Source organism: Pseudomonas poae (genome assembly GCA_028869255.1).
Lineage (GTDB): Bacteria > Pseudomonadota > Gammaproteobacteria > Pseudomonadales > Pseudomonadaceae > Aquipseudomonas > Aquipseudomonas poae_C.
Genome location: CP110972.1, coordinates 1,875,291 through 1,890,292 on the forward strand (window position 1 = coordinate 1,875,291; position 15,002 = coordinate 1,890,292).

Here is a 15,002-nt window from a genome sequence, read left to right on the forward strand (position 1 = left end):
TTTGAACCGTCCGTTTGTTGTTGCGCAGATCAGCGATCTGCACCTTAAAGCCGGACAGCGCCTGACGTATGGGGTGGTGGATACCCTGGGCGCGTTGCGCCGTGCCGTCGACCATCTGAACGCCAGCCACCCACGGCCCGATATCGTGGTGGTCAGCGGTGACCTGGTGGACTTCGGCCGCGCCGACGAATACGCCGTGCTGCAGCCTGAGCTGGCGCGCCTGAACATGCCGTGCTACCTGGTGCCCGGCAACCACGACACACGCGGGCCGATGCTGGATGCGTTCCGCGATCACGCGTATCTGCCGCTGTCGGCCGATGGCCCGTTGGACTGGGTGGTGGACGAGCACCCGCTGCGCCTGATCGGCCTGGACTCGACCATCCCCGGTGGCCATGGCGGGCAGTTGCTGGACAGCCAGTTGCAGTGGCTCGATGAGCAACTGGCGCTACGCCCCGAAGTGCCCACGCTGCTGATCTTGCATCACCCGCCGTTTATCAGCGGCATCGGCCATATGGACCGCGAACCCTTCGTCAACGCCGCTGCGCTGGAGCAGGTGGTGGCTCGCCACCCGCAAGTGGAGCGCCTGCTGTGCGGCCACCTGCACCGCCCGATGCAGCGGCGGTTCGGTGGCAGCCTCAGCTGTGTTTGCCCCGGCACCTCGCATCAGATTGTGCTCGACCTGCAAGACGCCGCGCCCGCGCATTTCAACCTGGAGCCGGCGGGTTATCTGTTGCATCGCTGGGATGCGCAACACGGCTTGATCAGCCACAACGGCGTATTCGGGGACTACCCGGGGCCGTATCCGTTTTATGACGCTCAAGGATTGATTGACTGAAGTTTCACGGAGGTCAACTAAGCAACTAGTCGTTAGTTAACGCAGCGGTCAACTCACGTTTGGCCGCGTGCATCCTACTGTCCATTTTTTGCGCCCGGAACTTGGATTCCGTGCCGGAGTTCGTCCTGATGAAAGCCACTTTGAATGTATTAAGCGTATTGACCGGCGGCCTGGGTATTGCCCTGAGCCCCTTGGCCTCGGCTGATTTCCTTGCCGACAGCAAAGCCAACTTGAGCATGCGCAACTTCTACTTCAACAACGACAACCGTGACGGCACCGCCGCTCCGTCGAAGACTGAAGAGTGGGGCCAGGCGTTTATCCTCAATTATCAATCGGGTTTTACCGACGGTACCGTGGGCTTCGGCCTGGACGCCGTCGGCATGCTTGGCGTGACCCTGGACAGCGGTGGCGGCCGCCACGTGGGCAGCTCGATGATCCCCAACGACGACGGCAAGGCCGCCGACAACTGGGCCCGTGGCGGTGCGACGGCCAAGGCGCGGTTTGCCAAGACTGAGCTGCGCTACGGCTACCTGCGGCCGAACCTGCCGATTCTGGTGAGTAACGACGGGCGCCTGTTGCCGCAGTCTTTCGAAGGTGGGCAAGTCACCAGCAAGGACATCGACAACCTCACCCTGATCGGCGGCCAACTCCAGCACACCACCGGCCGTGGCTCCAGCGACCGCAGTGGCCTGGCGGCAGCGGGCGGCACCCAGGAAAGCAATAAATTCAACTACGCCGGTGCCGATTACCAAGTGACCAAGGACCTGCTGGTCCAGTACTACTACGCCAACCTCGAAGACTATTACCAGCAACACTTTGCCGGCCTGATTCATGTATTGCCGTTGGGCGACTATGGCTCATTGAAGACCGACCTGCGCTACTTCAAGACCACCTCCGACGGCAAAAACAGCACTGTCGCCGGCCGCGCCGAAGGCTACAAGTTGGGCGGCTATACCAAGAACGGCAACGGTGAAATCGACAACAATACCTGGAGCGCCGCGTTCATCTACTCCCTGGGCCCGCACGCGATTACCGCGGGTTACCAGCAAGTATCGGACGACAGTAACTTCGCGCAACTCAACCAGGGTGGCCTGGTGAACAAAGGGGAGGGCGGCTCCAGCCTGTACCTCTACACCGACCGCACCGTGCAGACCTTTATCCAGGCGGGCGAACGTACGGCCTTTGCTCAATACGCCTATGACTTCGCGTCACTCGGCGTACCGGGCCTGAAGGCGTCGGTGATGTACTTGAAGGGTGAGCATATCCTCACTGCCAGCGGCAACGATGCGAGTGAGTGGGAGCGGGATATTTCCCTGGATTACGTGGTGCAGAGCGGCACGTTCAAGAACGTCGGGTTTGGCTGGCGTAACGGCATGTCGCGCAGTGAAGTGGCGCGGGACCAGGATCAGAACCGGGTGTTTGTGAGTTACTCGATTCCGTTGATGTAACACCCCTTGTGGCGAGGGAGCTTGCTCCCGTTGGGCTGCGCAGCAGGCCCAGAAAAGCGGGAGCGCTGCGCACTCCAACGCGAGCAAGCTCGCTCGCCACAACAAGCGCGCTTGCCACGATTGCGCGCCAGTGCTCAGGCCACTCGGTTTCGGCCTGCGCCCTTGGCTTCGTACAAGCGCATATCCGCTCGCTTGAGCAGCGCCAGTGAGTCCCGATCCGAAGGCTCGGCCACGCTTACGCCGATACTTACCGTTACCCGGCCCACCGCCTGAAACTGTGCAGCCTCCACGGCTGCACGGATTTTTTCGGCGACCACGTCTGGGCTGTCCGGTTCTTCGACTTCGGGCAGCAGCACCGCGAACTCTTCGCCGCCGTAGCGTGCGACAAAGTCGGTGGCGCGGGTGGTGCTTTCAATCAATGCTGCCAGTTGGCACAGCACGTCATCGCCGATGGCGTGGCCGTAGGTGTCGTTGACCCGTTTGAAGTTGTCCGCGTCGATCAGCAGCAGGGCAAAGGTGCGGCCGGTGCGTTGGAACAACAGGCTGTTTTCGGCGAGTTTTTCATCGAAACGCCGGCGGTTGTAGACGCCGGTCAGGGCGTCATGGGTGGCCAGTTTCAGCAGGTCGGCGTTGGCTCGGGTGAGGTCGGCGGTGCGTTGGGCGACGGTGGCCTCCAGAGAGGCGTTGGCTTCCTGCAGCTCGCGTTCCTTGGAGAGCAATGACTGAGTCATCCCGGTGAGTGAGCGCCCCAGTTGGGCAATCTCCAGCACGCGGTGCTCCTGGGGGAAAACCGCGCCAGGTTGATGGTCCTGCACCTGCTTGGCGGATTTGGCCAAACGTTCGATGGGCCGGCTGAGGGTGGAGGCCAGGTAGTAGGCGACGAGGCCGAACACGACCGCAGCGATCACTCCCAGCAGCAACAGCTTGTACAGCAGCACGCGTGCCGGTTGCAGCGCCACCTCCAAGGGTTGGCGCACCATGATGTACCAGGAAACCTTGGCATTCGAGGGGCTGGGCACTGCTACCGATGCGGTCACGTAGCCGTTGCCGGCGGACCACCCCGCGAGCTTGCCCAGGTTGGCCGGCGGCATCTGCTCACCCGCCAGCACCTGCGGGTAGAGCACTTTGCCGTCGAAGTCGACGATCAGGGCCTCCAGCTCCGGCAGGGCATCCTTTTGCATTACCGCAGAATCGACGATCTGCGTCACCCAACGCCAATGCGCATGGGCCCCCAGTACGCCGATGGTTTCACCTTGGGCGTTACGAATCGGCGCGGCGAAATCGATAAAGCGCAACGGCTCGCCATTGGCCGCCCCCAGCAGGAGCTTGGCCAGCAGCACGGCTTCATGGGGATCACCGGTGTACTCGCCGCGCATGCCCGCCTGAAACCATGGCCGCTGCTGCACCGACTGATTGACCAGCAGCCCGTTGACCGCCTGACGCACTTGGCCATTGGCGTCGGCTACCCCCATCCACGCGTACTCGGCGCGCGATTGGGTGCGCAACTCCATCAAGGTCAGGATATCCGGAGCGTCCAGGTTGCCCTGGCGAAACAACGGCGCCTTGCTCAGCAACGACACTTCCAACTGTCGTTCGCGCAGTTGCACGGCCAACAGCGCCGCCGTGGAGCGGGCGGTGCTCAACAGCGTGTTGCCGCTGGCCTGCTTCATCTGCTCAGTGGCGATATGGCCCACATAGAAGCCCACGCTCAACAGTGTGAGCAAGGACAAACCGGCAAACCAAAGGGTCAGGTGACTGCGCAGGCTGGCTTTGATCATGAGGACTCATTTGAATGTTTGGTTTTGAGCATAGTACGCGTAATGGATCTGGGGCGATCAACCACAAACGTTCAAGATTCCCCGGCAATTGCCTCAGTAGACTCGCATTACTTTCACTACTGCAGGTTCCCATGGACATCTTCCTCTACGCCTTCAGCGTCATGTACAGCCCGGGGCCCGTCAACTTGATGGGCTTGAACGCCGGGCTCACCGGCAAATTCCGCCGTTCCAGTGGGTTCTATATCGGCGTGGGGTGCGCGATGTTGCTGATGTTCGTGGTGTTTGGCTACACCGGTGAAGCCATCATCTCCCAGGCGGCGTTGCCGTATATCTCGCTGATCGGCGGCGTGTACACGCTGTACCTCGCGTACCAGGTGTTCAGCGCCCGCACCGAGGTTGAAGCGTCGGGCACAGCGTCCAAAACCCTCACGTTCTGGAACGGCCTGGTGATCCAGTTGCTTAACCCTAAAGGCATCGTGGCGGTGTTGCCGATCACCAGTGTGATGTTGCCGGCGGCGCATATTACCGGGGCCTCGATCTTTGGGGTTTCGGCGTTGCTGGGGCTGGGCGCCGTGGGTGCGCCATGGGTCTACGCCTTGCTCGGCGCGTTGCTGGGGCGACGGATCAGCGGGGCGGCGGCGTTTACCTGGTTCAACCGCTGCATGGGCCTGGCGCTGGCGGGTTGCGCGTATTTCATGTTTCACGCGTTCTATGTGCACCTGATCTCAACATGAGTGGATCTTGTGATCATCTAGAGTAAAATGAGTTTGTCTCACGATGAGCGTCTGTCGACAATGGCTGCCATAAATACCGACATTGGAGTTGTAAGTCATGGCAGTCGCTCATTCCCTTGGATTTCCGCGCATTGGACGCGATCGTGAACTGAAAAAAGCGCAGGAAGCGTTCTGGAAGGGTGAGCTCGACGAAGCCGGCCTGCGCGCCGTTGGCCGTGACTTGCGCAAGACCCACTGGGACCTGCAGAAACAGGCCGGCATCGAGTTGTTGCCCGCGGGTGATTTCGCCTGGTACGACCAGGTGCTGACCCACTCGCTGATGTTCGGCGTGATCCCGGAGCGTTTCCGCCCAGCCGATGGCAAAGCCACCCTGCAAACCCTGTTCGGCATGGCGCGTGGCGTCAGCGACAGCTGCTGCGGCGGTGCCCACGCCCAAGAAATGACCAAGTGGTTCGACACCAACTACCACTACCTGGTGCCTGAATTCAGCGCCGACCAGCAGTTCCACCTGGGGTGGGACCAACTGTTCGAAGAAGTGAAGGAGGCCCGCGACCTGGGCCACACCGTCAAGCCGGTGGTGATCGGCCCGCTGACCTACTTGTGGCTGGGCAAGGCCAAGGGCGGCGACTTCGACAAGCTCGACCTGCTTGACCGCCTGCTGCCGCTGTACGGCCAGATCTTCCAGCGCCTGGCTGAGCTGGGCGTTGAATGGGTGCAGATCGACGAACCGATCCTGGTGCTCGACCTGCCGCAGGCATGGAAAAACGCCTTTGAACGAGCCTACAACCTGATCCAGCGTGACCCGCTGAAAAAGCTGGTGGCTACCTACTTCGGCGGCCTGGAAGAGAACCTCGGCCTGGCGGCGAACCTGCCGGTGGACGGCCTGCACATTGACCTGGTGCGTGCACCGGACCAGTACCCGACGATCCTCGACCGCCTGCCGGCCTACAAGGTGCTGTCCCTGGGCGTGGTCAACGGCCGTAACGTCTGGCGTTGCGACCTGGAGAAAGCCCTGGCGACCTTGCAACACGCCCATGAAAAACTCGGAGATCGCCTGTGGGTGGCGCCGTCCTGCTCGCTGCTGCACAGCCCGGTTGACCTCGGCCGCGAAGACACGCTGGATGCCGAGCTGAAAAGCTGGCTGGCGTTTGCCGTGCAAAAATGCTCGGAAGTCTCTGTGCTGGCCCAGGCCGTCAACGCGCCGCAAGCGCCCAACGTGCTCGCTGCCCTGGCTGAAAGCCGCGCCGTACAAGCTGCCCGCGCTGCTTCGCCGCGTATTCACAAGCCGGCGGTGCAAGCGCGTGTGGCGGCTATCACGGCCAAGGACAGCCAGCGTCAGTCACTGTTTGCCCAGCGTATCGAAAAGCAGCGCGCCGGCCTGAACCTGCCCTTGTTCCCGACCACCACCATCGGCTCGTTCCCGCAAACCGCGTCGATCCGCTTGGCGCGCCAGTCGTACAAAGCCGGCAAGCTGAGTGAAGCCGAATACGTCGAAGCGATGCACAGCGAGATCAAACACGCCGTCGAGGTGCAGGAAAACCTCGGCCTGGACGTGTTGGTACACGGTGAAGCCGAGCGTAACGACATGGTCGAATACTTCGCCGAGCAACTGGACGGCTATGTGTTCACGCGCTTCGGCTGGGTACAGAGCTATGGTTCGCGCTGCGTGAAACCGGCAGTGATCTTCGGCGACCTGAGCCGCCCCAACGCTATGACGGTGGAGTGGATCCGCTATGCCCAAGGTCTCACCAGCAAGGTGATGAAGGGCATGCTGACCGGCCCGGTGACCATGCTGATGTGGTCCTTCCCCCGCGAAGACGTGAGCCGCGAAGTGCAGGCGCGTCAACTGGCGCTGGCGATTCGCGATGAAGTGGTGGACCTGGAAACCGCCGGCATCAAGATCGTACAGATCGATGAAGCCGCCTTCCGCGAAGGCTTGCCGTTGCGCCAGGCGCAGTGGCAGCACTACCTGGACTGGGCGACCGAAGTGTTCCGCCTGTGCGCCTCCGGCGTGCGTGACGAAACCCAGATCCACACCCACATGTGCTACAGCGAGTTCAACGATGTGATCGAGTCCATCGCGGCGATGGATGCCGACGTGATCACCATCGAGACGTCGCGTTCGGACATGGAGCTGCTGGACGCATTCGAAGCCTTCGCTTACCCGAACGAGATCGGCCCGGGCGTCTACGACATCCACTCGCCACGCGTACCGGATGCGTCGGAGATGGCCAACCTGCTGCGCAAGGCGGCCAAGCGGATCCCGGCTGAGCGTCTGTGGGTGAACCCGGACTGCGGTTTGAAAACCCGTGGCTGGCCGGAAACCGAAGCGGCGCTGATTCATATGGTGACAGCAGCGCGTCAACTGCGGACCGAGTTGGCTTAAACGCGGTAAAAGTGTGGGAGCTGGCTTGCCGGCGATTGCATCACCCCGGTATCACTGAAACACCGAGGTGCCCGCATCGCAGGCAAGTCAGCTCCCACAGCAAAGCAACCGAGTGGCTACAGGTATTTGAGCCAGGCCAGGTCGCGGCGCCGGGCCTTGAGCCCGGCGAACCACCGCACCGGCGGGTACAGGGCCAGGGGCAGTACCAGCGCAACCAGCCACACCGCGCCAATACTGTCGAAGCCGAAGTAGTTGCCGTGGTTCAGGCCAAACAGCGCGACACACGCGACATACAGCACTTTGAGCACATACAGGTGCAGCAGATAAAAGAACATCGGCGCGGCGCCAAACACGGCCAGCACGCCGATCCAGCGTTTATGCCCGGCGCGTTCAAACGCCAGCAGCAACAGCAAGCCGATGCCCAGGGTCAACGCCAGAAACAGCAGCGAAGGCGGGTACTTGGTGACGTTGAAGATGCTCATCAGCGTTGGCACCGAGCTGTCATACAGCTGCCACGGCTTCTCGCCATAGCCATTGACCAGCCGCAACCCCACGAACCCCACCAATGCCCCGACACCTGCCAGCAACAGATACCGCTGGCGTACGGCCGGCAGCGTGGCGCTGGCAAACCACGGGCCGAGGCTGTAGCCCAAGGCAATCACGCCGATCCACGGCAGCACCGGGTAGGTGGTGCGCAGGCGCAGGGTGTCACTTAACTCGATCCAGCTGCGTTCATGCAGGATCGCCCACAGGTTTTGCAGCGCCGAACCGGGCGCAAAGTGCACAGCATCCAGCAGGTTGTGGCCGCCGATGATCGCCAGCGCCAGCACCACCAGCAGCTGTCGCGGCAGCCACACCAGGGCGGCGAGGGCGAGCATGCTCACACCAATCGCCCAGATCACTTGCAGGTAGATCACGCTGGGCGGCAGTTGGAAGGTCCAGGCGAAGTTGACCAGGGTGAACTCCAGCACCACCAGAAACAGCCCGCGCTTGAACAGGAACGCCGACACGTCAGCGCGGCCCGAGTATTTTTGGCCGTACAAAAACGCGGACAATCCGGTCAGCAACACAAATACCGGCGCACACAGGTGGGCCAGGGTGCGGCTCACAAACAGCGCGGGTTCGGTGCTGTCGATGCTCATCGGGTCGCTGACCTGGCGGTGCAGCAGGAAGGTTTCGCGCACGTGGTCGAGCAGCATGAACAGGATCACCAGGCCGCGCAGGGCGTCGATGCAAAGCAGGCGTTGGCGCAGGGGAACAGCGTCGGTCATGGGTAAAGGTCCCAGGGCAGGGCGGAAAAGGGGCGTTATCCTATAACATTAATTAACGCGTTGCCGCGATTCGTTGTGCCGATTAGAATGCGATCAATTCTTAATTACTCCTTGGCCCCGGCGCCGGTGATCTGCATGTCGTCCCCACTCCATCTGCCTATCCAGCACCTGTACTGCGAGCACCACGGATGGTTGTACCGTTGGCTCGACCGCAAGCTGGGCAATGCCAGCGACGCGGCCGACCTGGCCCACGACACCTTTATGCGCCTGCTCACCCGCCAGCCCGGTGCCGGTTTTGGCAGCGAGCCACGCGCCTTGCTGACGCATATCGCCAAGGGTTTGATGATCGACAGCTGGCGCCGTCAGGAAGTCGAGCGCGCCTACCTGGACACCATCGCCCACCTGCCCGAGCAGGAAGTGCCGTCGCCGGAAACCCGCTGGCTGATCCTTGAATCGCTGTACCGCATCGAAGCCATGCTGCGCGATCTGCCGGAGAAAACCCGCCAGGCGTTCCTGATGTCGCAGATCGATGGGCTGACCTACCCGCAGATCGCCGATGAACTGAAGGTGTCGCTGGTGTCGGTCAAACGTTATATGCGCGATGCGTTCCTCGCCTGCCTGAGCGTGGCATGAACCCCTCGATTGACCCGCTGATCCTGGGCGAAGCCGCCGACTGGATGGTGCAGTTGCAATCGGGCAGCGCCACCGACGAAGACCGCCGCGCCATCGCCCAGTGGCAAAGCCGCAGCGCCCAGCACGCGCAGGCCTGGCAGCGAGCGGAGGCGATTCTCGGTGATTTCAGCAGCGTGCCGGGGGCAATCGCCGGCGACACGCTCAAGCGCATCGGCCGTAAACAATCCCTCGGCCGCCGCCAGGCCCTCGGGTTATTGCTGCTGGCGGGGCCGGCAAGCTGGCTGGCGTGGCAGCACAAACCCTGGCAAGCCTGGACCGCCGACCAACACACCGCCATCGGTGAGCAGCGCAACCTGACCTTGCCCGACGGCACGCGCCTGCTGATCAACACGGCCAGCACGTTGAATATCGCCTTCGACGCCCAGGTGCGGCGCATCGAACTGCTGCAAGGCGAGGTGATGATCACCACCGCCAAAGACCCCGCGCCCAGCCATCGCCCGTTTATCGTGCAGACCCGCCACGGCACCGCCCGTGCGCTGGGCACGCATTTCAGTGTGCGGGTAGGCGAGCAGAGCAGCCGCGTGGCGGTGATCGACGGCGCGGTGCAAATGCTGCCGGCGCATGCCGCCCACGGCGTGATCCTCAAGGCCGGCGAGCAGAGCGCGTTTGGCAGCGACAGCGTGGCGGCGGTGGAACCGCTGGAGCAAAGCGCGCTGACCTGGGAAAACGGCATGTTGCTGGCCCAGCAGATGCGCCTGGCGGATTTGCTCGATGAACTGGGCCGCTACCGGCGGGGCGTGTTGCGCTGCCACGCCAGTGTGGCCGGGTTGAGCGTGTCCGGCGCGTTCCCGTTGCGCGACACCGATGCCAGCCTGCGCCTGTTGCAGGACACTCTCCCGGTGAAAGTCAGCAGCCTGACCGGCTATTGGGTCACCGTTGAGCCGCGCTGAAATTATTGTTGACCTTCGCTGATACCTTTTTCGTTGTCGCCCGGTGTAGGGGAGAACCCTCAACTTTGCACCGCGCCGACAGGAATGCCCATGACCTTCACCTCGCACCCCATCCGCCCTTTGAAGGCATTGAGCCTGGCTGTCGCGCTGGCGGCCATCGCACCGCTGCATAGCGCCGTGGCTGCCGAAGCGCCGAGCAGTGCAGCGCGCAGCTACGCCATCGCGCCCGGGCCATTGGGCAATGTGCTGGCGCAGTTTGCGGCAGTCTCCGGCGTGCCGTTGTCGTTTGATTCCAAACTACTCAATGATCAGCACAGTGCCGGCCTGCAGGGCAGCTACACCGCGCAATCGGGGTTTATGCAACTGCTGCAAGGCAGCGGTTATACCCTGCAGAGCACCGGTGCGAACGGCTACACCGTAGTGCCACAGGCCAATGGCGATGCGGTTGAACTGGGCGCCACCACCATCAGCGGCGAGGGCGGGGCGCAGGCGGACACCTACGGCGGCGGCCAGGTGGCACGCTCGGCGCGGCTCGGGGTGCTGGGTAACCGCTCGATCAATGACGTGCCGTTCAGCGTGGTCAGCTATACCGCCAAGACCATCGCCGACCAGCAGGCGCGGACCGTGGGGGATGTGCTGCTGAACGACGCGTCGGTGCGCCAGTCCTCGGGGTTCGGCAATTTTTCCCAGGTGTTCACCATTCGCGGCCTGCCGCTGAACACCGATGATATTGCCTTCAACGGCCTGTACGGCGTGCTGCCCCGGCAGATCATCACCACTGAGGCGCTGGAGCGGGTCGAGCTGTTCAAAGGGCCCAACGCCTTCGTCAACGGCGTTTCGCCGGCCGGCAGCGGGATTGGCGGCAGCGTCAACCTGGTGCCCAAGCGTGCCGAAGACCTCGCCACCCGCAGCGTGACCCTCGACACCACCACCGATGGCCAGGCCGGCGGGCATATCGACCTGGGTCAGCGCTTTGGCGAAGACAACCGCTTCGGCGCACGGGTCAACCTGGCCCGGCATGGCGGCGACACGGCCGTCGAAGATGAATTCAAAAGCTCGCAACTGGTGGCCGTGGCCCTCGACTACCGCGGCGACCGGCTGCGGGTGTCCACCGACTTCGGCTACCAGAAAGAGCGCATCAACAACGGCCGTTCCGTGGTCTATCCCACCGGCACCAAGGTGCCGAAGGCGCCATCGGCCAAGGACAACTATGCCCAGGACTGGAGCTGGTCGGAGCTGGAAGACACCTACGGCATGTTCAATGCCGAGTACGACCTGAATGAAAACTGGACGGCCTATGTGGGCGGCGGCGCCAAGCACACGCGGGAGAATGGCCAGTATTCGTCGCTGTATGTGGGCAATAACGGCGCCGGGCAGGTCGGCTTTTTGTACTCGCCCCATGATGAGGACAACAAAAGCGCGATGGGCGGCTTGAACGGGCATTTCAGCACGGGCCCGGTGACCCATCAGATGAACGTCGGCGTGTCGGGGATCTGGGGCGAGCAGCGTTCGGCGTTCGAGGCGATCCTGCGGGCCAACCGCCAGCCGGGCAACCTGTACAACCCCACGCAGATAGCGCGCCCGAGCGTGACCTACTTCGGCAGCGATATTCATGACCCGCGCATCGTCGGCAAAAACCGCATCAAGAGTGCGGCGGTGTCCGACACCCTGGGCTTTATCGATGATCGTGTATTACTGACCGTGGGCGTGCGCCGCCAGACCATTGAAGTGGATGCGTGGAATACCACCACCGGGGTGCGCAATGCCAACTATGACGAGTCGATCACCACCCCGGTTTACGGGCTGGTAGTCAAGCCGTGGGAGCACGTGTCGTTCTACGCCAACCGGATTGAAGGGCTGGCCCAGGGGCCGACGTCGCCCTCGACCGGGGTCACCAACCCCAACGTCACCTTTGCGCCCAACCGCAGCAAACAGACGGAAGCTGGGGTCAAGCTTGATTGGGACAGCTTCGGCGCCACGCTCGGTGTGTACCGAATCGAGCAGCCCAACAGCGCCACCAACCGTAACGCGGATAGTACCAACACCTTCAGTGTCGACGGCGAGCAAATCAACAAGGGCGTGGAGCTGAACGTCTTCGGCGAACCGCTCGACGGCCTGCGCGTGCTGGCCGGTGCCACCTGGATGCACACCGAGTTGCAGAGCACCTCCAATGGCCTCACCGACGGCAACCGCGCTGCCGGTGTGCCGCGCTTTCAGTACAACCTGGGTGCTGATTGGGATATCCCGGGCATTCAGGGCGCCGCCGTCAATGCACGGCTGCTGCGCACCGGTGGCGAGTACGTGGATGCGGGCAACAGCCTGAGCATCCCGGCCTGGACCCGCGTCGACCTCGGCGCCCGTTATGGCTTCAAAGCCGATGATAAGTACATCACCCTGCGCGCCAATGTCGAGAACGTGGCGAACAAGGCGTACTGGGCCTCGGCCTCGACCGCCAACAACTACCTCACCCAGGGCGAGCCGCGCACGGTCAAGCTGTCGGCGACGGTGGACTTCTGAGGGGGGGCAGTTGGCCCCCCGTTACTGAGCGCTTCGGTCGGGTTCCAGGCGTTTGCTTGCGTACGGGCAGCCGTTGGTTGCCAGCGCTTTCTTGAAGTATTCAGTGCGTAACGCCAGGGCGGTTCGGCGATTGGTACGGGTGGCGAGCACTTTATAGAGTTCGGCGCGGTAATCGTTTTCACTGCCTGATTGCAACTCGACCCCGCTGGGCGGCGCGCCGCAGGTCAACCACACGGCGGGCTGTGGGTAGTAACGCGCAAAGTCGTTCATTTTGCTCAGGGCGTTTTGCAGCGCCGGTATGTACTTGGGGCTCAGCACGTAGTCGAGGCAGGCGTTGTCCACATACAGCGCGGCAGGCGCAAAGCCATGCTCCAGGCTAGAGACTGCCAATTGGCACATCGCCTGTTCTTGGCCGGGAACCAGATAAACCTGATACAGCAGCATCAGGCGATACTCGGCCACGGGGTGCCCGGCCTGCGCCGATTCGTCCAAAAAATGTTGGATGAGCGCCAGGTTGGCTTTCTTCGCCTCCATATCGGCCGGGGGTTTCTTGGCCAGCAGCGAGCGCATCAGGTCTGCATATTCGGCGTCGCTTTGCTTCAAGAGCGTGGCGGCTTGCTGATACTGCGCCTCACCGGGCAGGGCAGGGAGGTCGCTGGCAAGTGCCATGTAGGGAACACTGAAGCACCACAGAAATACGGCGAAGGGCAAGCGCAAGACGAAGATCCTTTTCAACGCTACGCAGGTGCGCGCAGGGCTGGCGAGTCTACCTTGGCCAGCTTTCCTCTCACAATTGCGCGGCACTATTCCCGCCAGGAATGCCCCCATAAAAACAGCGCATTGTCATTCCGGCCGCACATCTCGTAGCGTGGGCTTTCACCCCAGGAGCCTTGCCATGCACCAGCCCCCGTTGCGCCTCTATGTTGATTCGGTTTACACCAGCCCGTACGCGATGTCGGTGTTTGTCACCCTGCTGGAAAAGGGCCTGGCCTTCGACACGCTCACCCTGACCTGGAGGCCGCGCAACAGCATGCGGCGGGTTTCGCCCAACTGTCGCTGACCCAGCGTGTTCCCACCTTGCTCGACGGCGACTTTGCGCTGTCCGAATCCTCGGCGATCACCGAGTACCTGGAGCAGGTCTACCCCGAGACGCCGGTGTACCCGGCCGACCCGAAGCTGCGGGCGAGGGCGCGGCAAGTGCAGGCGTGGTTGCGCAGTGACCTGCTGCCGATCCGCCAGGAGCGTTCGACGCTGGTGGTGTTCTACGCGCAGAAAATGCCGGCGTTATCGCCTGCGGCCGAGGCGGCGGCGGGCAAGTTGATCAGTGCGGCGCAGGCGCTGCTGGCAGGTAACCCTGAGCACCTGTTCGGCGCGTGGTCGATTGCCGATGTGGACCTGGCGCTGATGCTCAATCGCCTGATCCTCAATGGCGACCCCGTACCCGCCGAGCTGGTGGAATACGCGCAGCGCCAGTGGGCCCGGCCGTCCGTTCAGGCGTGGGTCAACCTGCAACGCCCAGCGCTGTAAGCCCACCGCTCATCATCCGCATTGGGTGGCGCGCTTGACAGGCGCCACTTTGCGGGCAAATACTCTCGCCATATTCATATATATGACTAAATAACAAAGTGAATGTGGCCCATGAATACGCTCTCCAGTGATGCCCGCCTGCCGCTTTATCAACGCCTGCGCGACCATTTGGTCGAACAGATCGCCAACAATCGCTGGCGTCCCGGCGAAGCCATTCCCACCGAAGCGGTGTTGTCCGCCGAATACGAGCTGTCCACCGGCACAGTGCGCAAGGCCGTGGACGCGCTGGTGAGCGAAGGCATTCTGGAGCGCCAGCAGGGGCGTGGCACGTTCGTGCGCCGCCCGCAATTCCAGTCCTCGCTGTTTCGATTTTTCCGCTTTCGAGGCCCTTCGGGCGAGCGCTTGGTGCCCGAGAGCCGCATCCTCACGGTCGAGTCCGTGGCGGCGCCCTCGGCGGTCAGCGAAGCATTGGGGCTTGCGCCCGAGGCTCAGGTGATTCGCCTCGTACGAACGCGTCTGCTGGACGTGCAGCCGCTACTGGCTGAAGAAATCTGGCTGCCCCGCACGCGCTTTCAGGCGTTGCTCGACATCGATTTGTCGGCGCAAGGCCCGTTGCTCTACCCGGTGTATGAGCGGGTCTGCGGCCAGGTCGTGGCCTCGGCCGAGGAAACCCTCACCGCCGAATCTGTCAACGAGGTGTATGCGCGCCTGTTGCAGGTGCCGGTCCATAGCCCGGTGGTGGTGATCGAACGCCTGGCGCGCGATTACGCCGGGCAACCCTTGGAGTGGCGACGCTCGCGTGGGCATGCCGAGCACTTCCGCTACCGCGTGGATATTCGCTAAGCCCTGTTCGCAGCACCAGCACCAGTTTGCCAACACTGGCCCTGCAGCGGCGCAGTTCGCTCTCGGCTGCCTTGCGTTTG

The 15,002-nt window shown here is 62.7% G+C and carries 11 protein-coding genes and 1 pseudogene; 9 read left to right on the top strand and 3 right to left on the bottom strand.

Translation table 11 applies throughout. The features are described from left to right. Position 1: 1 nt before the first annotated feature. Both LRS56_08730 and LRS56_08735 read left to right on the top strand, forming a co-directional pair. On the top strand, positions 2–835 hold the full coding sequence (locus LRS56_08730; GenBank protein WDU64534.1) for a phosphodiesterase: 834 nt from the start codon (positions 2–4) through the stop codon (positions 833–835). Positions 836–963: 128 nt separating this feature from the next. After that, complete coding sequence (locus LRS56_08735; GenBank protein ID WDU64535.1) at positions 964–2,283, top strand: OprD family porin; 1,320 nt, start codon at positions 964–966, stop codon at positions 2,281–2,283. 134 nt (positions 2,284–2,417) lie between these two features. On the opposite strand, the gene LRS56_08740 is transcribed toward LRS56_08735, so the two are convergent. Next, a complete protein-coding gene (locus tag LRS56_08740; protein ID WDU64536.1) occupies positions 2,418–4,061 on the bottom strand; it encodes a diguanylate cyclase in 1,644 nt (547 codons plus the stop codon). Positions 4,062–4,192: 131 nt separating this feature from the next. On the opposite strand from LRS56_08740, the gene LRS56_08745 reads away from it, so the two are divergent. Together LRS56_08745 and metE are read left to right on the top strand one after the other, a co-directional pair. Further along, a complete protein-coding gene (locus LRS56_08745; GenBank protein ID WDU64537.1) occupies positions 4,193–4,795 on the top strand; it encodes a LysE family translocator in 603 nt (200 codons plus the stop codon). A 97-nt stretch (positions 4,796–4,892) separates the two neighbouring features. Continuing rightward, a complete protein-coding gene (gene metE / locus LRS56_08750) occupies positions 4,893–7,181 on the top strand; it encodes a 5-methyltetrahydropteroyltriglutamate--homocysteine S-methyltransferase (protein WDU64538.1) in 2,289 nt (762 codons plus the stop codon). Between the two features lie 116 nt (positions 7,182–7,297). On the opposite strand, the gene LRS56_08755 is transcribed toward metE, so the two are convergent. Beyond that, positions 7,298–8,452 (bottom strand): DUF1624 domain-containing protein, encoded by a 1,155-nt coding sequence (locus tag LRS56_08755; GenBank protein ID WDU64539.1) that lies wholly within the window; start codon positions 8,450–8,452, stop codon positions 7,298–7,300. 135 nt (positions 8,453–8,587) lie between these two features. On the opposite strand from LRS56_08755, the gene LRS56_08760 reads away from it, so the two are divergent. The 3 genes from LRS56_08760 to LRS56_08770 all read left to right on the top strand — a co-directional run bounded on the left by LRS56_08760 (position 8,588) and on the right by LRS56_08770 (position 12,552). Further along, complete coding sequence (locus LRS56_08760; protein WDU64540.1) at positions 8,588–9,085, top strand: sigma-70 family RNA polymerase sigma factor; 498 nt, start codon at positions 8,588–8,590, stop codon at positions 9,083–9,085. Continuing rightward, positions 9,082–10,035, top strand: coding sequence for a FecR domain-containing protein (locus tag LRS56_08765; protein WDU64541.1), 954 nt, complete (start codon positions 9,082–9,084; stop codon positions 10,033–10,035). The genes LRS56_08760 and LRS56_08765 overlap by 4 nt, the downstream gene beginning before the upstream one ends. Before the next feature lie 90 nt (positions 10,036–10,125). Then, positions 10,126–12,552, top strand: a complete 2,427-nt coding sequence (locus LRS56_08770; GenBank protein ID WDU64542.1) for a TonB-dependent receptor — start codon at positions 10,126–10,128, stop codon at positions 12,550–12,552. 21 nt (positions 12,553–12,573) lie between these two features. Here LRS56_08770 and LRS56_08775 read toward each other — a convergent pair whose 3' ends face one another. Further along, the gene (locus LRS56_08775; GenBank protein WDU64543.1) at positions 12,574–13,380 is read right to left on the bottom strand and encodes a hypothetical protein; all 807 of its coding nucleotides are present in this window, start codon (positions 13,378–13,380) and stop codon (positions 12,574–12,576) included. Between the two features lie 67 nt (positions 13,381–13,447). Here LRS56_08775 and yfcF point away from each other — a divergent pair. Next, positions 13,448–14,079: pseudogene (gene yfcF / locus LRS56_08780) on the top strand (glutathione transferase). 111 nt (positions 14,080–14,190) lie between these two features. Continuing rightward, a complete protein-coding gene (locus tag LRS56_08785; protein WDU64544.1) occupies positions 14,191–14,922 on the top strand; it encodes a GntR family transcriptional regulator in 732 nt (243 codons plus the stop codon). The last annotated feature ends 80 nt before the right edge of the window (positions 14,923–15,002 follow it).